At 51.4% G+C, this 17,497-nt stretch carries 16 protein-coding genes, 1 pseudogene and 1 riboswitch; of the genes and pseudogenes, 4 read left to right on the top strand and 13 right to left on the bottom strand.

Features of this window, described 5'->3' with window-relative positions:
- Positions 1-14: 14 nt before the first annotated feature.
- The 5 genes from BEN74_RS13885 to BEN74_RS13865 form a co-directional block, all read right to left on the bottom strand.
- Positions 15-1,028: an SPOR domain-containing protein gene (locus BEN74_RS13885; RefSeq protein WP_416240762.1), complete on the bottom strand. Its 1,014-nt coding sequence runs from the start codon at positions 1,026-1,028 to the stop codon at positions 15-17.
- Positions 1,019-2,302 (bottom strand): bifunctional tetrahydrofolate synthase/dihydrofolate synthase, encoded by a 1,284-nt coding sequence (gene folC / locus BEN74_RS13880; protein WP_068911083.1) that lies wholly within the window; start codon positions 2,300-2,302, stop codon positions 1,019-1,021. Before folC ends, BEN74_RS13885 begins: the two co-directional genes overlap by 10 nt.
- The gene (gene accD / locus BEN74_RS13875; RefSeq protein ID WP_068911082.1) at positions 2,299-3,195 is read right to left on the bottom strand and encodes an acetyl-CoA carboxylase, carboxyltransferase subunit beta; all 897 of its coding nucleotides are present in this window, start codon (positions 3,193-3,195) and stop codon (positions 2,299-2,301) included. Before accD ends, folC begins: the two co-directional genes overlap by 4 nt.
- A complete protein-coding gene (trpA, locus tag BEN74_RS13870; RefSeq protein ID WP_068911081.1) occupies positions 3,192-3,995 on the bottom strand; it encodes a tryptophan synthase subunit alpha in 804 nt (267 codons plus the stop codon). Before trpA ends, accD begins: the two co-directional genes overlap by 4 nt.
- A 182-nt stretch (positions 3,996-4,177) precedes the next feature.
- Positions 4,178-4,444 carry a hypothetical protein gene (locus BEN74_RS13865; RefSeq protein WP_162898111.1) on the bottom strand — a complete coding sequence of 89 codons (267 nt, stop codon included), beginning with the start codon at positions 4,442-4,444 and terminating at the stop codon, positions 4,178-4,180.
- Here BEN74_RS13865 and BEN74_RS13860 point away from each other — a divergent pair.
- Positions 4,353-5,690, top strand: a complete 1,338-nt coding sequence (locus BEN74_RS13860; RefSeq protein ID WP_068911079.1) for a Na+/H+ antiporter NhaC family protein — start codon at positions 4,353-4,355, stop codon at positions 5,688-5,690. The genes BEN74_RS13865 and BEN74_RS13860 overlap by 92 nt on opposite strands.
- 77 nt (positions 5,691-5,767) lie before the next feature.
- Here the strand turns inward: BEN74_RS13860 and BEN74_RS13855 are convergent.
- Positions 5,768-6,791, bottom strand: a pseudogene (locus BEN74_RS13855) (AraC family transcriptional regulator ligand-binding domain-containing protein).
- Positions 6,792-6,936: 145 nt separating this feature from the next.
- Here BEN74_RS13855 and BEN74_RS13850 point away from each other — a divergent pair.
- Positions 6,937-7,815, top strand: coding sequence for a metal-dependent hydrolase (locus BEN74_RS13850; protein ID WP_068911078.1), 879 nt, complete (start codon positions 6,937-6,939; stop codon positions 7,813-7,815).
- A 79-nt stretch (positions 7,816-7,894) separates the two neighbouring features.
- Here BEN74_RS13850 and BEN74_RS13845 read toward each other — a convergent pair whose 3' ends face one another.
- From BEN74_RS13845 to BEN74_RS13825, 5 genes are all read right to left on the bottom strand, one after another.
- Positions 7,895-8,887 (bottom strand): DUF2804 domain-containing protein, encoded by a 993-nt coding sequence (locus BEN74_RS13845; RefSeq protein WP_068911077.1) that lies wholly within the window; start codon positions 8,885-8,887, stop codon positions 7,895-7,897.
- A 184-nt stretch (positions 8,888-9,071) separates the two neighbouring features.
- Entirely contained in the window at positions 9,072-9,587 is a 516-nt protein-coding gene (locus tag BEN74_RS13840; protein WP_068911095.1) for a DUF1543 domain-containing protein, read from the bottom strand.
- Between the two features lie 259 nt (positions 9,588-9,846).
- Positions 9,847-11,091, bottom strand: a complete 1,245-nt coding sequence (gene trpB, locus BEN74_RS13835; protein ID WP_068911076.1) for a tryptophan synthase subunit beta — start codon at positions 11,089-11,091, stop codon at positions 9,847-9,849.
- On the bottom strand, positions 11,051-11,716 hold the full coding sequence (locus BEN74_RS13830) for a phosphoribosylanthranilate isomerase (protein WP_068911094.1): 666 nt from the start codon (positions 11,714-11,716) through the stop codon (positions 11,051-11,053). Before BEN74_RS13830 ends, trpB begins: the two co-directional genes overlap by 41 nt.
- A gap of 168 nt (positions 11,717-11,884) precedes the next feature.
- Positions 11,885-13,753, bottom strand: a complete 1,869-nt coding sequence (locus tag BEN74_RS13825; protein ID WP_068911075.1) for a TonB-dependent receptor domain-containing protein — start codon at positions 13,751-13,753, stop codon at positions 11,885-11,887.
- Between the two features lie 113 nt (positions 13,754-13,866).
- A riboswitch (cobalamin riboswitch) is annotated at positions 13,867-14,001 on the bottom strand.
- Between the two features lie 142 nt (positions 14,002-14,143).
- Between BEN74_RS13825 and BEN74_RS13820 the strand changes: the two genes are divergently transcribed.
- Both BEN74_RS13820 and BEN74_RS13815 read left to right on the top strand, forming a co-directional pair.
- A complete protein-coding gene (locus BEN74_RS13820; RefSeq protein ID WP_068911074.1) occupies positions 14,144-14,722 on the top strand; it encodes a cob(I)yrinic acid a,c-diamide adenosyltransferase in 579 nt (192 codons plus the stop codon).
- 117 nt (positions 14,723-14,839) lie between these two features.
- Entirely contained in the window at positions 14,840-15,550 is a 711-nt protein-coding gene (locus BEN74_RS13815) for a glycerophosphodiester phosphodiesterase (RefSeq protein WP_068911073.1), read from the top strand.
- 104 nt (positions 15,551-15,654) lie between these two features.
- Here the strand turns inward: BEN74_RS13815 and BEN74_RS13810 are convergent.
- Both BEN74_RS13810 and BEN74_RS13805 read right to left on the bottom strand, forming a co-directional pair.
- A protein-coding gene (locus BEN74_RS13810; RefSeq protein ID WP_416240761.1) for an IS5 family transposase occupies positions 15,655-16,406 on the bottom strand; the annotation gives its coding sequence in 2 pieces (ribosomal slippage) (positions 15,655-16,172 and positions 16,172-16,406; 753 coding nt in all).
- Between the two features lie 483 nt (positions 16,407-16,889).
- Positions 16,890-17,411, bottom strand: coding sequence for an META domain-containing protein (locus BEN74_RS13805; RefSeq protein WP_086374253.1), 522 nt, complete (start codon positions 17,409-17,411; stop codon positions 16,890-16,892).
- Positions 17,412-17,497 lie beyond the last annotated feature (86 nt).

Genomic DNA, 17,497 nt, shown 5'->3' with positions numbered 1-17,497 from the left:
GCGCAGGACGCAGCTTAGCGCTTATCCAGCGGCACCCAGTCAATGACCCATGCGGACTTCATGCCTAGGCTGGCATCGGAAGTGATTTTCTTGCGCGCGCCGTCCGCAGCTTCGCGGTCTTTTGATGGCCCGACCATAATGCGGATGCCCTTAGAAGTCGGGCTTTTGGTGACGCGGTAGCCTTTAGCTTTCAGCTTGGACGCCAAAGCGTCTGCATTGGCCTGATTGGCAGCCAAAGCCACCTGCACCATCCACTGCTTGTCGCCATGCTCCAGCAAATCACGCGCTTTTTCAGCTTCGGCTTTTTTCTTGGCGTCTTCTTTGCGCTTGGCTTCGGCTTTATGCTCTTCAGCTTTGCGCTTTTCTTCCGCAGCTTTGCTGTCAGCAGCTTTCTTATCGGCGGCTTTTTTCTCAGCCGCTTTTTTCTCGGCGGCCAGGCGCTCAGCCTCTTCCTTGCGCTTCAGCTCTGCGCTGCGCTTTTCTTCCGTAGCGCGCTTTTCGGCTTCAGCAGCTTTGCGGGCGGCATCCTGCTTGGACTGTTCAGCCTTCTGCTGGGCGGACTTCTGCTGCTCCAGCTTTTTTTGCGCGGCCTGCTTTTCCTCAGCGATGCGCTTCTGCTTGGCCGCTTCATCTTCAATCAGTTCCGGCGGAATATTGTCTGAACTCTGCTGCGCAGAGCGGCGCGCATTCAGCGCGGCATATTCTTCGGCAGCTTTGCGGGCTGCATCCGCTTCCGCCTGCTGCTGCATCGCCAGGAACTCAGCGGCCCGCGCTTCCTGCTCGGCTACAGATTTCTCGCGGGTCTGGCGCTGCGCTTCCAGCAGGCGCTTTTCAGTTTCTACATCCACAGTCAGCCCGGAAGCGCTGCTGCCGGCATTTTTTTGCCCGGACTCAGCCGCAGTTTCCGGAGCATGCATTTGATTGTGGTGGATTTCATCTTTGCCTTTCAGAAGCAATGCCGCCAATAAAACGCCGCCGCTTAATAAAACGACACCGCCCATCCAGCGCTGTCTGCTATTCATTGACATTCTTCCAAATACTCCCATACCGCTTCTAAGGTATGAAATGAACCACATACCAAGATCAGCTGATTATTTTTTGTTTCATTCAAGGCTGACTTAAAAGCTGATTTCACACTGCTGAAATGCTGCGCCTGCTGCCCCTGCAGCGCGGCATCCAAGGCTGTGATGCTGGCCGCGCGCGGAACATTTAATGGCGCAATTTTCCACATTAAAACAGCATCTTTCAATAAGCTGGCGACAGAATTGATATCTTTATCGGCCAGCATTGAAAAAACACTGACCACTTCAGTGTATTGTTTATTGTATTCTAAGAATTTACGCAATTGCTTTAACAAAAAATCAACGCCATGCGGGTTATGCCCGGCGTCAAAAATAACGGTTTTTCCTGCAATGTTCCGCACTTCAAAACGGCCCTGCAGTTTGGCATTTTGGATGCCCTGCGCAACCGCCTGCTGCGATACCGTCAAGCCGCTGAGCAGAACCGCCGCGACCGCTGTAGAAATATTTTCCAAAGCCAGGCTGCCGGCCGGCAGCTTCAGGGTGGTGCCGGCAGAAGCAAACATCCAGGACTGGCCGTCTTCAGCAGGCTGATAGAAATAGTCTCGGTTCACCGCATGCAGCTGCGCCCCGCATTCATCCGCTTTGTCTTGAATGGCCTGCGGCAAGTCCTGCTGGCCGCCGAACACTACCGGAATTTCCGGGCGGATAATGCCGGCTTTTTCAAAGGCGATCTTTTCAATGCTGTCGCCGAGCCAGTCGGTGTGGTCAAGGCCGATATTGGTAATGACCGCAACATCCGGATCGATGACATTCACCACATCCAGACGGCCGCCTAAGCCGACTTCCAGCACCCAGACATCGCACTGCTGCTGCTTGAAAATCACAAAAGCCGCCAAGGTGGTGGCTTCAAAAAAGGATAGGCTGAGGCCGCAGGCGCGCCGCGCCTGATCGACAGCCACAAACGCGTCAATCAGCGCCTGATCTTCCACTTCCCTGCCCCGCAGCTTCACCCGCTCATTGAAGCGGTAAATATGCGGCGACTGGTACAGGCCGACGCTATAGCCTTGGGCGTTAAGAACCGCCGCCAGCGCCGCTGTTGTAGACCCCTTGCCGTTGGTGCCGGCAACGGTGAAGACCTTTGCCTGCGGACGCGTGACTCCCAGCAGCTCAGCGACGGGAATGACGCGCTCCAAACCTAAATCGATGCCGCTGACATGAACATGGCCCCAATAATCGAGCCATGTGTTTAAAGAATCGCTTGCAAGGGGTGCTGTGTTCAAGACCGGTTCATCAATTTACTGATAATGCGGTATACAGTATCACGTAATGCGTGACGGTGAACAATCTGATCGATTACGCCATGATCAAGCAAATATTCCGCGCGCTGGAACGGTTCTTCCAGTTTTTCGCGCACGGTCTGCTCAATCACGCGCTTGCCGGCAAAGCCGATCATCGCTTTCGGTTCAGCAATATGCACATCGCCCAGCATGGCCAAAGATGCCGTTACGCCGCCATAGACCGGATGGGTCAAAACCACCACATACGGCAGGCCGGCTTCCTTCATTTTCTGAATCGCCGCCGAAGTCCGCGCCATCTGCATCAGCGACAGCATGCCTTCCTGCATGCGCGCGCCGCCGGAAGCAGCAAAGCAGATCAGCGGCTGCTTCATTTCAATCGCGCGTTCAGCTGCCTGCACAAAGCGGTCGCCGACCACTGAGCCCATTGAGCCGCCCATAAAGTCGAATTCAAAGGCGCAGGCCAGCATCGGGATGTCTTTCAGCAGGCCCTGCATCACCACCAGCGCTTCAGTTTCGCCGGTTTTCTTTTGCGCTTCAGTCATGCGCTCAGGATAAGGCTTGCTGTCAACAAATTTCAGCGGATCTTTGGCTTTAAATTCCTGGCCGAGCTCATTCTGAACCTGGTCAAAAAACCAGTTCAGGCGTTCGCGGGCTTTCATGCGCAGATGCTCATCGCACTGCGGGCAAACATAGGCATTGAAAGACATCGCCGTACGGGTCACTAAAGCATGACACTCAGGGCATTCAACTGTAGGTTCGGTAAAAGTGGCTTTGAGCGCCTGCTGCTCATCCGGCATCTCAATGCCGGGCACGCTGCGTTCCGTCCACGGCGCAGACGGGCTAAGAATTTTCCCTGATTTCACGTCTTGACTCATACTAACTCATCGAGCGCGGCTCGAAGCTCCTTAACTTTATTCACCGTTGCTGTTGCGGCCTGTTCTGGGGCTAAGCTTGCAAACTGTTTTACAAAGGCGCTGCCGACAATCACTGCATCCGCCGCGCCGCCCATGGCTTTCGCTGAAGCTGCGTCGCTGATGCCAAAACCGACACCGACTGGAATGTCCGTATAGGATTTGATTTTCTGAATGCGGCGGGCAGCCTCAGACACATCTAAAGTCGCTGCGCCCGTTACCCCTTTCAGGGAAACATAGTAAATAAAACCGCTGGCCTGCTTCACGACATGCTGAATGCGCTCATCGGTAGAAGTCGGCGCCAGCAGGAAAATCTGATCCATGCCGTATTTCCGCAGCACTTCATCCAGGCCTTGGGCTTCTTCCGGCGGCAAGTCCACCAGAAGCACGCCGTCTACACCGCATTCATTGGCATAAGCCACGAATTTTTCATAGCCAATCACTTCTACAGGGTTCAAATAGCCCATCAACACCACAGGCGTCGCTGCGTCATTTTTACGGAACTCTTTGACCATGTTTAAAGCGTCAAGGGTATTGGTGCCGCCTGCCAGCGCGCGCTCAGCAGCCAGCGCAATCACAGGGCCATCCGCCATCGGGTCAGAGAAAGGCAAGCCTAATTCAATGACATCCACCCCAGCCTCAACCATGCGGTGCAGCAAAGGCACGGTTACATGCGGATGAGGGTCGCCAGCCATAACATAAGAAACCAAAGCTTTACGCTGCTGAGATTTAAGTGCTTCAAAACGTGCGGCTAAACGTGACATAAGGCTATACTTTCCTTGAATGGTTCGAAACGGATCGGCTTTGTAAAAATACAAGACTCTGCATTGTAACGCTATTTTTCACCCATTCAACAGGATGCCGGCATTTCCATCTGCATTTCCGCTGCGCGCATAACTTCCAGAACAATCCGAAAGCAACATTTACGGATATTTCAGGCTTTTTCTCAATGATCAAAGATGCCTAATTTCGCTACATTACAAAAGCTTATGCATTCCGGCAAACGCAATTTTATCGGTAAAAAACTGATATAAATAGCAGGCTTAGCTTTTACATTTAAAGTTTTCTGAAATAGCAAAACCTGCTTTATACTATCCGCATTGTTTTCTTTTTTATCTCCTATGACCTCTGACACCCCAGCGAAAGTGCAGGCGCGCGCCTTTGCACTGCTGCCGCTTATTGTATTTTTAGCCATTTTTTTAGGCAGCGGCATTTACCATTCCCTTATTGGCGCCGAGCTGGCTTTTTATCAGGTGAAAGCGCCTGTGGCAGCCCTGCCGGCCATTATTCTGGCGGTGCTGCTGTACCGCGGCAAGCTGAACGCCGGCATTGACGCCTTTCTGAAGGGCGCCAGTCACCCCAATCTGATTTTAATGTTCATGGTGTTCATGCTGGCCGGCGCATTCGCCAGCGTCAGCAGCGCCATCGGCAGTGTGGACGCTACGGTGCAGCTCGGGCTGTCCATCATTCCGCCGGAATTTGTGTTGCCGATGCTGTTCCTGATTTCAGCCTTTATCGCCACCGCCATGGGCACCTCCATGGGCACCATCGCCGCCTGCGCGCCGATTGCCTTCGGCTTTACCCAGGCCACGGACATAGAGCCGGTCTATGCGATTGGCGCCGTGGTGGGCGGCGCGATGTTCGGCGACAACCTGTCGATGATTTCAGACACCACCATCGCCGCCACCAGCAGCCTGAAAGTGCAGCTGCGCGATAAATTCCGCGTCAATGTCTGGATTGCGGTGCCGGCAGCCGTCGTCAGCCTGATGATTTATGTGCTGATCAGCCACGGTTCGCAGGCCATTGCATTTCAGGATTATGACCCTTGGCTGATTCTGCCTTATATCGCGGTGTTCTTTTTAGCCTTCAGCCGCCTGCATGTTCTGGCGGTGCTGACCATTGGCATTGCGCTGGCCGGCATCATCGGCCTGGCCGACCGCGCGGATTTCACCCTGCTGCAGCTGAATAGCGCCATTTATGACGGCTTTGTCGGCATGTTTGAAGTGGCGCTGCTGTCCATGTTCCTGGGCGGCCTGTCGGCGATTATGCAGCGTGAAGGCGGCCTGGAGTGGCTGATTCAGCGCATTTACCGCCTGACCCGGCTGTTCAGGGTCGGCAGGCAGCGCGCAGGCGAGCTGGGCATCAGCTTTCTGGTGATTTTCTCCAACCTGTTTGTGGCCAACAACACCGTGGCGATTATCCTCTCCGGCGATATGGCGCGCGAAGTCGCCAAAGAATACGGCGTTGACCCCAAGCGCGCGGCGGCTTTGATGGATATTTTCTCCTGCATCGTGCAGGGCCTGATCCCTTATGGCGCACAGCTGCTTCTGGCCTGCTCCATCGCCAAAATGTCGCCGGTTGAGCTGATCGGCGGCATCTATTACTGCTGGGTGCTGGCGGTTTTCGCAGTGCTGTCGATTATTTTCCGCTATCCGCAGCTCAAGCCGAAGGAGCTGTAAGCGCTTAAGCTCCCATCAGGCGGGTTGCATCTGCATCCGCCTGATGGGAGCTTTATTCATTGGATGCCAGCAGGCCTCTATTTCAGCTGCCGCCTGCGCTGCATTAAGGTCAGCCCGGCATAGGCCTTGTAGGCTCTGGCCAAAGCGGACTGGTCTGAATAGCCCAGCTGCCGGGCGATTTCAGCCAGCGGCGCGCCCTGCGCCAGCAGCTGCTCGCAGCGCTTCATCCGTTCAGTTTCCAGCACCTGCTTAAAGGAGCTGCCCAGAACATCCAGCTGGCGCTGCAGCGTGCGGACCGACAGATGCAGCTCACCGGCAATGGCTTCAATTTTCGGCGCCGCCGCATGCAGGCGGATATGTTCCGCAGCCTGCAGATGCATCCGCTGCAGGATGTTTTCATGCTGCGGCTTGGAGGCGATGGCCGCTTCCGCCTGCTTCAGCAGCAGCTGCATTAAGGAGGGATCGGCCAGTTCAGACTTCAGGTCCAGGCTGTCCGAGCTGATCACAAAGGCATAGCCGGCATGGCCAAACTCCACGCGGCAGCCGAAGAATCTTTCATAATGATAGCGCGCCATCTGCGGCGCATGGGCAAACTGCATCCGCAGCAGCTGCAGCGGGGCCGGAAAAATCTGCCTGGCCAAATGCGCCATGCAGGCCGATGTCAGCTCATTCACCATGGCGTACTGCTCATCGTGCACGGGCCATGACAGATGGATTTCCCCACCCTGATGGCGCAAATGTATCAGGCTGATTTCCGCGCCGTCAATCACCAGCCGGCTGAAGCGCATAATATACTGCAGCGCTTCCGCCACACTGCCGCTGCGGGTGGCCATATAGCCCAGCACGCCAAAATGCTCTGCGCGGATATGCTTGGCCATCTCAAACACCAGCTGCGGGCAGTCCAGATGCTGGCGCGTCAGCGCCATTACGGCAGCGAAAAAACTGCAAGGCGACTGCGAGTCTATCGGCAAGGACAGCGCATGCCGCAGCTGCGCCTGATGCGGCGCCAGAAAGCTCAAATCCGCCTCATCCAGCGGCAACGCATTCAGATGCATTTTCCACAGCTGGAATATAGCCATTGGGTATTTGCAGTTCCTGCATCACCCCGCCCCGTTTTTATCTTTTCTTCCGGCATGCTGAATTTTCATTCTGGCGTTAAATGTATAAAAATTGGCAATTGCTGTCAAAACATCCGGCGGAATCTCCGGCATACTGCAGGCATCGAAGGCCATTGAAGTAAAAGAAAATGAATGCCAATGCCCATTATCCGCAGGCCAGCCCTGTCGTCCGCACCCAGCTGAACTTCAAGCTGGATCAAGTCCCGCGCTTCTGGTTCGGCGGCGACCCTTACCTGACCCGCATGTTTGACGCGCTGAGCCTGACCTTTCCGGACGGCGAACGCTATTTTATTGAATCCGTGCGCCTGTTCCGGGATCAGATTGCCGACCCCGGCCTGCAGCAGCGCGTGGCGGATTTCATCCGTCAGGAAGCGCAGCACGGCATGGCGCATGACAAAATGAATCAGGTGATGAAAACCCAAGGCATGCCTGTCGATCAGTTCATTGCTCGCCTGAACCGGATCTTCAGGTTTGAGCTGCAGCACCGCTCCGCGCAGTACAATATCGCCATGACGGCCGCCGCGGAGCATTTGACCGCGCTGATGGCGGAAACCTTTTTCGGCAGCCGGGATACCTTGCGCAGCGCCCATCCTTACGTGCGCGCCTTGTTTGCATGGCATGCCATTGAAGAAATGGAGCACCGCGATGTGGCTTTTGATGTGATGAAACAGGCCGGCAATGTGCCCGAACTCACCCGGCGCAGCGCATTGGCGATCACCACCGCGCTAATGCTGGGCTTTACCCTGTACCGCACCAATGTGATGCTCAGGCATGACGGCTTCAGCCTGCGCGAGCGCCTGCAGATGAACCTGCGGGGCCTGCCGTGGTTCTTCGGCAAAAACGGCGTGCTAAGCAGGATGCGCCGGCAGTATCTGGACTGGTTCAAGCCGGATTTCCACCCCAGCCAGCATCCGCTGATTGCGCAGTATGAGGTCTGGGTGCAGGCCCTGCAGGAAACCGGCGACCCGATTCAGGCCGGCGAAGCCTTTTGGCAGGCGGCTCGCTGAAAAATGCCGGATCAGCCTGCTGCTCCGGCATCCGCCCAAGGCTGCTTTCCGCCGATCAATGGCTTAAGCCGGCAATGGATTACCACTTGGCATAATGCTGCTCCAGCAGGCCATATTCATTCAGCAGCACGATTTCCTGATCATCCTGCTGAATGGTGCCGCTGATTTTGGCCTGCCACTGGCTGAACTGGCTGCCGACCAGCCTTAAATTCAGGTTTTCATAGCGGCGCCAGCCGGTGCTGACCTGCAAATTCAGCCCGCCGTCCAAAGAGCGGATGCTCCACTGGTCTTCATCCTGCTGCTGGAACAGCACATCGGCCACCGGATACAGTACGCCATTAATCCATAAGCAGTTTTCATTGCCGAAGCTTTCATTCACGCCCGAAGCCAGATTCAGCCCGATCCGGCGGTTTTGCGCATCCCAGAAATTGCAGGACAGCCAGAACCACGCCGTTTCCGGGCGCAGAAAGCCGCAGGTGTCATCCAGGGATGCAAAAGTGCGCTCATTGAACTGAATGACTTCGCCCTGCCGGTTTTTAAAAAAGCCTTCGCAGCCCAGCGTGGTCAGCTTCTGCGTATAAGTCCAGCCGTTAATGCCGGTCGGGCTGCACATGCTGAGCGGGTCAGTGCCGGCGCAGAAAATGCGGGCGCTCAGCTGCAGCTCGCCGTGCTTGCTGACCTGAATGTAGCGCACACCGTTGGCATGCTGCACATCAATCTGAATTCCGGATTTTGCAAAATGGCTCTGGCTGTATAGGGGCTGCTCATCCAGCACGGTATTCAGCGAAAGAAAATTGATGGCATTCCATTCCGTGACCTCATTTTTCAAATGGTCATAAATGTAGACAAAGCCGTGCCCTGCCCATGCAATATCGGCAATCGCCAGTCCAATCGTGTAGTGCTGATGCTGAATGCAGCAGAATTTGAATTTTTTATATTTTAAGCGCTTGCGCCAGCCCGTCAGCACTTTGCCGTAGGGGGTTTTGTAGACATACTGATTCAGGTCAATCTGCCGCGGCAAAGCGCTGAAACGGCCGTAATTCGGCTGTCCATTGGGCTGTATTAAATCCATTTATTCATATCCATGGAATAAATTTATCTGAAAATCCTTATGCTTATTATGCCTGTATTTTTTAGGCTGAACAGTCTAAGCATCTGTTTTCCGCCGAAAATCAGGAAAAATATATAGGATATCCCGCGCAGGTCAAAATAATATTTTTTGGTTTTATTTTACTCGGGCCAGCATCAAGGCGGTTTTATCCGCCTATTGTCAGGTAGGTGTTCTCCCAGCGGTTTCCCGCAAATCCGCCTTCAATCAGCTGAATATAGCGCCCATGCACCTGATCCACCGCAATGCAGTCATCCACCTCCAGCACGCAGTCAGTATGCTGCTTTTGCCAATGCTCGGCGAAATGCGCCTTGCCGCGCTGTTTGGCTGCCGGCGCATCTTGCGCCGCCACCAGCACATAGCGGTGCAGTTCGCCGAATTCACGCGCATCGTAGCCGCCCAGATTAATCAGCCAGAGCTTTTTATCCGCCGGGCTGGGCTGAGCATCGGCAAAATGGATTTGATAGTTTCTGCCTTCAGATTGCAGGCCGTTGACCTGCGCCCATGCATCAATATGCAGGCCTTTCTGTTCGCCAAACCATGCATTTTTCAGCTGCGGATAAACCTCTTCCAGCGAATCGCCAGCGGCTAAAACCACATCATGCACTTCTGTGTTGGCGCGCGCATGGCGGCCGCCGAGCATCACAACAAATAGGCTGGGCATTTTATTTCCTTTCATTTTTCAAATATTAAGCTTAGCGATCATAGCGGATGCACGCAAATTGCATTCATAATTTGAACAGCAGAAATTTAAATGCCTTGGCGCAGGCAAAAGCCTTCTGCTGCCCATGCACGGCGCCATTGCCGTGATGGCTAAGGATAAGCTGGCATCCCTGCCGGCCTTAAGGCGCGCATAAAAAAACCGCGCCCAGCTGCCTGAACGCGGTTTTCATTGATTTGCACTTCAAGCATGCAGGAAAGATTTACATCTCCACCATTTCCACGCCATCAATGCGCGCAACCGTCATCAAGTCCTTATCACCGCGGCCGGAAACCGTGGCAATAATGATCTGATCCTTATCCATTGTCGGCGCAAGCTTAGTGACATAGGCCATCGCATGCGAGCTTTCCAGCGCTGGGATAATGCCTTCGATATGGGTTAAGTCGCGGAAGCCCTGCAGCGCCTCATTGTCATTGATCGGCACATACTCAACGCGGTGCATATCTTTCAGGAAGCTGTGCTCCGGGCCTACGCCCGGATAGTCCAGGCCGGCAGAAATTGAATGGGTTTCAATAATCTGGCCCTGCTCATCCGACATCAGGTAAGTGCGGTTGCCGTGCAGCACGCCGACATGGCCGGCGTTCAGCGGCGCAGAGTGCTTGCCGGTTTCAATGCCGTAGCCGGCAGCTTCCACACCGTACATTTTCACATCTGCATCATTCAGGAACGGATAGAACAGGCCCATGGCATTGGAGCCGCCGCCGACACAGGCGACCAAGGCATCCGGCAGGCGGCCAGCCTGTTCCTGAATCTGCTTGCGCGCTTCACGGCCAATGATCGACTGAAAATCACGCACCAGCTGCGGATACGGATGCGGGCCTGCCACCGTGCCAATTACATAATAGGTTGAATCGACATTGGTCACCCAGTCGCGCATGGCTTCGTTCATGGCGTCTTTCAGGGTTTTTGAGCCGCTTTCCACCGGCACAACGGTCGCGCCCAGCAAACGCATGCGGTACACGTTCATGGCTTGGCGCTTGACATCTTCTGCGCCCATGAATACCACACATTCCAGCCCTAAGCGCGCCGCAATGGTCGCCGTGGCAACGCCATGCTGGCCTGCGCCAGTTTCGGCAATAATGCGTTTTTTGCCGGACAGTTTTGCCAGCAAAGCCTGCCCAATGGTGTTGTTGACTTTATGCGAGCCGGTATGGTTCAAGTCTTCGCGCTTTAAGTAAATTTGCGCGCCGCCCAACTCTTTTGACCATCGTTCAGCATAATATAGAGGACTAGGACGGCCTACATAGTAGGCGAGGTCGCGGTCGAATTCTGCCAGAAACTGGGCATCATCTTTCATGCGGAAATAAAGCTTTTCCAAGTCTTCTAATGCCGCCATCAGCGTTTCTGACACAAAACGTCCGCCATGGATACCGAAATGCCCGCGTTTATCCGGGAACTGGGTATAGTCAATCACCTGACTGTTGTGATTTGTACTTTGCTGATCCACGTTGGACTCCTTGCATAAACTGTTCAATGAGTTGTTGGTCTTTGATACCTTTTGCGGACTCTACGCCTCCGCTGACATCGACCGCAAATGCTTGCGTCGTCTTTATGGCGTCTTCAACATTTTCAGGCTTTAAGCCGCCTGCCAAAATTAAAGGGATATCGAGTTTGGGGAACTGCGACCAGTCAAAGCTGTGCCCTGTTCCGCCTTTCAGCTCAGGATGCCAAGCGTCTAAGAGTACTGCACTTGCGCCTGCTTGTTGATAATTTTTTATGGTTTCTATGAGATCCAGCTCAGGCTTGACCTGAAGGGCTTTATACCAGCGCCGTCCAGTCCGCTCAGCAATAGCTGCGCATTGGGCTACGGTTTCATCGCCATGAAACTGGAGCATGTCCAAAGGCACTTCTTTCAGCACAGCTTCAATTTCATCGGCAGAAGCATTTACAAAAAGGCCAACGCTCTGCACATAGGCGGGAATATGCCGCATCAATGCCTTGGCCTGCTCCGCTGTCACGCTGCGCGGGCTGGGCGGATAAAAAACCAAGCCAATTGCGTCTGCGCCTGCATGGACAGCAGACTGTATATCCTGCGGCCGGGTCAGGCCGCAGATTTTGGCACGGGTTCGCATCATGATTGCTCTATTTATGGCGGTGTATTTTGAATTGCCGATTCATCTATTTTGAGGGCAAATTATTGTAATGCAATTTTGAACTGCTGCGTGCAAATTCGACAGCTTTATCTGCTTATGAAAACACAAAAGCCCTGAGTCATCAGGGCTTTTGCATGCTTCAAATGATTATTTCATTGCATAGCGCAAAGTTACCCAAGCGGTGCGGCCGTCTTGGTTATAGCCATTAACTGTTTGATACTGTTTATCAAAAATATTTGCTAATTTTGCTTGAATACTGAATTCAGGGGTTGCCTGATAAGTTACACGCGTGTCAGCAGTCGCAAATGAACCTAAATAAGTTTTATTGTCTGCACTATAACGCTTATCCTCTGCGTGTACAGAACCGCCGACAATCCATTGATCCATTTCATAGTCAGCAGATAAATTGAATAATTGCTGCGGAATATTGGCAATTTTCTTGCCATTATTTACGCCGCTGCGATTTTCAGGTTCTTGATATGTGTAGTTCATATTCCACATAAAATTATTCAAATTCTGCCCCAAAGACAATTCAATGCCTTTGATTCGCGCCTTATCAATATTTATAGGGGTGCTGTGTTCACCTGTTGGAGTATAAGTTTTTTCCAGTGTGATTTTATGATCAATTTCATTATAGAAACCAGTCAACTCATAAGAAACCGATGATAAAGCGCCTTTAAATCCAATTTCATAATTTTCAGATTCTTCAGGCTTCAAGTTAGGATTTGATACACCGCTCCACGTATAGCCATTATATTCCGAAGCATATGCTGGATAGTACAAATCATTAAATGTCGGCGCCTTAAATGCCTTGCCATAACTAATATATGTTTGCAGCGCTGGACTAAATTGATAACCTAAACTTGCATTACCTGTAGTATGTTCACCAAATTGCTCATTATCATCTAGTCGAATAGCGCCCTGCACATCAAAATTGCCAAATGCGCCCAGATACTGTGCAAAATATCCAAGGTTATCGCGCTCATCTACATCATAATGCGTATTGCCAGAGACCTGATCATTTTGATAGTCCACGCCAAACATTAATGTATGGTCAGAATTAACTTTAAAAGTATTCAGCAAACCTGCATTTTGTCTTTCCGTATTAATTTCATAAGAAAATTTATTATTATCAAAACCTTTTAATTTATCTTCAGTTTGACCAATTCGCAATTCAGAGATCCAGCTTTCAGCTGGCTGATAAGTTAAAGCCGCGCCATAAACATTTTGCTGAGTTTCAGAATATGGGTCTATTCCCCCATCATACTCATTCTCACCTTGGGCAGTTAATGCATTTGCCTCAACCTTTAACTGCTCTGAGAATTTATATCCGCCTTTAATAGAAGCAGATTTATTCTCATAGCCATCTTTATCAAGCTCAACAGGTTTTGATGTTGCATCAATACCTTGCGTTTTTAAGCCAGCTAAGCTTGCTGTTACCCAGCCATTACCGCTTTTAATATTAACACCAGCATTCCCTTGATAAGTTTCATGCGAACCATAGGTGAATGATGCAAATGGCTTTACACTATCCTGAGATGCTTTACGAGTAAAAATCTGAATTACGCCGCCTACTGCTTCAGAACCGTATAAGCTTGAGCGCGCTCCGCGTAAAACTTCAATACGTTCAATTTGCTCTAACGGAATATGTTCAAAAGCAGTCTGACCAGTCGTTGCTGATCCAACTTTTTGCCCGTCAATTAATACCAGAATTTGACTTGCTTTGGTTCCCCGTATAGAAACTGAAGATGTCGTTCCCCACCCGCCATTGGCAGCAAGAGAAATGCCAGGTACAGTTTTCAAGGCTTCCAATAAAGTGGAATACTGCTTACGCTCAATTTCTTCACGGTCAATAACCGTCACGGCAGCCAAAGTTTTCTGCGAGTCTTGCTCAACAAGGTTGGCTACCGTATTTTTAATCACTGGAAATTGCTGAACTGCCTCATCAGCCATTGCAGCTGAAAGTGGCGACAAAATAAAAAGAGAACCCAAGAAGGTCTTTGAGATAGGATGCATGCTGTATTCCCCAATCGCACCGCCCGTGCGAATATATAAATGGATAACGCATAGGCGGATTACGGGTAAGCAATACAAAAAAGTATGCAATCCCTGTCTAACGCCCGCCGCATTATATGAAGGTTGCATCAGGCCGGTCTCCGGACTTAAGGGTAAACCCTATTCACCGTTGCGGGGGCAGTGTCAGCGTTTGACTGACTTCCCAGTTTCACTTCGCATATGGAAGCACCTGAAGCGCAGGCAGAGTAATTTTTAGCAGACTTGAAGTCAAGCTGAATCTGACCGCATCAAAAAATTTGCGCTGCGCTGTTTATTCATTGCCGCGCCAGACTATGGCATTATCCTTTTTTATTCACAGATACAGACTTTCAAACCTTTAAGGAATACAGCATGGGCCACCGTTTAAGCAAAATTTACACCCGCACAGGCGACTCAGGCACCACCGGCCTAGGCGACGGTTCACGCGTTGCCAAAGATGATTTGCGCATTGGCGCCTTAGGCGATGTCGATGAACTGAATGCCTGCGTCGGCATTCTGCGCTCGCAGATTGCGGCCAGCGCAATTGCAGATGAAGCGGCCTGGGACAAATCGCTGAGCCTGATTCAGCACTGGCTGTTTGACCTTGGCGGTGAAGTCTGCATTCCCAACTACACCCTGCTGCAGCCGGTCTGCGTTGAGTTTCTGGAAAAAGAAATCGACCGCATGAATGAAAGCCTGCCGATGCTGAAAGATTTTATCCTGCCTTCAGGAACGCTGGCGTGCAGCTATGCGCATCAGGCCCGCGCAGTCTGCCGCCGTGCGGAACGCGCATTAATGTCTGTGCAGGCCCGCGATCAGAACATTCAGGCAACCGCCCTGCAGCTGCTGAACCGCCTGTCCGACTGGCTGTTTGTCGCATCGCGCGCCCTGCAGCGCGCCGAAGGCGGTTCGGAAGTGCTGTGGCAAAAAAATATCAACGAAACTATTTAAGGTTAATGCTAAATTGATCTTTAAATGGACTGAGCTTGACGGCTTGCGCATGGCCAAGCCGCGCTCAGCCTCCGTCACGGCATAATCAAATTTCCAGCTCACACTAAGGCGGCAAGCATGAGAATCATCGGACACCGCGGCGCCCGCGGTGAAGCGCCTGAAAATACTTTAGGCGGTTTTCAGTATATTCACGGCTTGGGCATCCGCGCGGCCGAGTTCGACGTGCGCCAGCTCAAAGACGGCGAGCTGGTGATTATGCATGATGACAATTTCCTCAGAACCGCAGGCATAGACAAAAGCCTCTACGAATGCGCCAGCACAGAACTTGCGCCGTTTAATCAGGCCCATATCTGGATGGACTGGGACAGGCAGGCCACCCCGGCCCTGCGCGATGCATTGCGGATCATGCATGACTTTGAGCATCTTGAAGTTGAAGTTAAGGCGGTCGAAAGCGCGCAGCAGGCTGAAAGGCTGGTCACCGAACTGCAGAAGCAGCTGCAAGGCTTTGAACGCACGGCGGTGATCACCAGTTTTGACCTGAAAATCCATCAGGCTTTAATCCGGCAGAACAGCGCTTTCAGGCGGGGCCTGCTGATTGAGGGTGACAGCGGAGAACAGGCGATTGCGCAGGCTTTGGCATTCGGCTGCTGCCAAATCGGCTGGATGGACCGGCTGGCTACGCCGGAAATCATCCGGGCAACGCAGCAGGCGGGTTTAGCCGTCAGCGTCTGGACGGTCAATAATATTGAGCGCGCGCAGCAATTGCGCGGCTTAGGCATTGACGGGCTGATTACCGACTTCCCCAAAATGATGCTGCAGCATTTATGACAGTTTCAAAACCGTTTTTTAATGAAAAGCCCTGCAGAGATGCAGCGATACCAGTCAATTAAGAAACTGACTGGCTTTTTCTTTTTAAATTCTAGGGCGTGTCCTCATTTGGCTTTGCACCAAATAAACATGCAAGCAATGTAAATCATAGACTGATAATTTCGTGCAAGCTTATCAAATCGGGTTGCAATCGCTCGAAAATGTTTTAACCTCGCAAACGCATTCTCAACTAAATGCCTTAATCGATATAGATATTTATCAAATTCTTTATTTAATCTTTTACTATTTGATCTCATTGGAATAATTGGGATCATATTTTTATTTTTAATAAATATTCTGATGGTCTCAGCATCATATCCCTTATCTGCAATTAAATAATCTGCTTCTTCTACAACCTCTATCAATTGCTCTGCAACTTGGCTATCGTGGACTTGACCCCCAGTGATTTTAAAATCAATCGGTAATCCATTCGCGTCGGTTGCAAGATGTATTTTTGTTGTTCGCCCACCACGTGATTGTCCAATTGCTCTTTCGAAACCATTCCGAGCTCCACTTGCATGCTGATGCACGCGTATGTAGCTTCCGTCAATGAATACCCATTCTTGATCCAAGACGCCTCGTAATCTAAAAAAAATTTATTCCACAATCCCTTACTTGCCCAACGATTAAAACGATTATAAGCAGTTTGCCAAGGACAAAATTCTTGAGGAATATCACGCCATGTCGCGCCTGTACGCAGTTTCCATAAGATAGCTTCCATGATATTTCTACTATTCTTTGAACAGTAGCAACCGTGCAATCGCATTGTATCCTGGATTTGCTGCCAAATATTATCTGTTAAAAGAGTACGTGCCATTGAATAATATTGAAATACAAGTAATTTGGAATATTATTTTAAGTCTTTAAAATCCATTCTTCAAATGAGAACACGCCCTAGAATTTATTTGATACACGGAAGCGTCATCCGCAACCTGAGCAAGAATAAAAGCACTGCTTTTATTTGAAGCGTAAGGCGAAGCAGCAAGAACAAAGCACTGCTTTGTTTGCAGTGTAAGGCGAAGTGGCAGCCTTTGAAATGGACTGTTTTTGCGATGAAAGCTGTTTAAGTGCAGAAAGTGAACAGGTTTCGCGGATGACAAATGTTTTTGGTTCTTTTGGCGAATGAGAAACATTATTTCGCAAGGAACAAAACGAGCTCCAAAAATTCGATTTAAAAACGGTAAGACTCCGCCGTGAATAGCCTAAAAGGTTAAGAAGTTTACGGTGAAACCCCTTAACTAGTCAGCATTACTGCAAAAATGCAGGGCTTTTTTATGCGGAATAATCATCCATGCAGGCGCTATTTTTTCTGCGCCTGCAGCAGATTCTGGCCGCTTTTATCCTGCAAAATCAGCTGGCCGCCTTTCAGCTGAAAGCGCTCGGCATCCTGCAGGACATCCATCAGCACCGCTTCCTGCGCCAAAGCGCCATCGCAGCTGAAATGGCCGGCGCGCGCATTGAGCTTTACGGTGCGCTGCCCGGCGTCCAGATCATAGCTGCCTGCCAGTTCATTGCAGCCGGTATTGCCCTGAAGCTGCCTGAACTGCGAACCGAACTGCAGATAGGGCTGATGATGGAAAAATTTGGCTTTCTGGCCTGAAATCTGGGTGATTTCCCAGCGCACATCCTGCACGCCGTCCATGCTGCGCATGGCCTGCAATGGCCGTTCGGCAGATGCCGGCTTTGCGCCGGGCGCGGCGGATGCAACATGGCTTGCGCTCTGGCAGCCGGCCAGCAAAAACGCAGCCGACAAAATGACCGCCCATCCGCACTTTTCTGTATATTTTCCCTGTTTTTCACGGCAATATCGAACAACTGTCATCAACACCCTCTAAGCTTCGATAAAATCAATAAATAGTCAGTCTTATTCTGTTACTGTTTAGTACAATACAACTGTACAATAAATAC

The sequence above is a fragment of the Acinetobacter sp. WCHAc010034 genome, assembly GCF_001696615.3.
Classification (GTDB): Bacteria; Pseudomonadota; Gammaproteobacteria; order Pseudomonadales; family Moraxellaceae; genus Acinetobacter.
The sequence above is the reverse complement of the archived record's forward strand: the minus strand, read 5'-3'. Positions and strand labels throughout refer to the sequence as shown.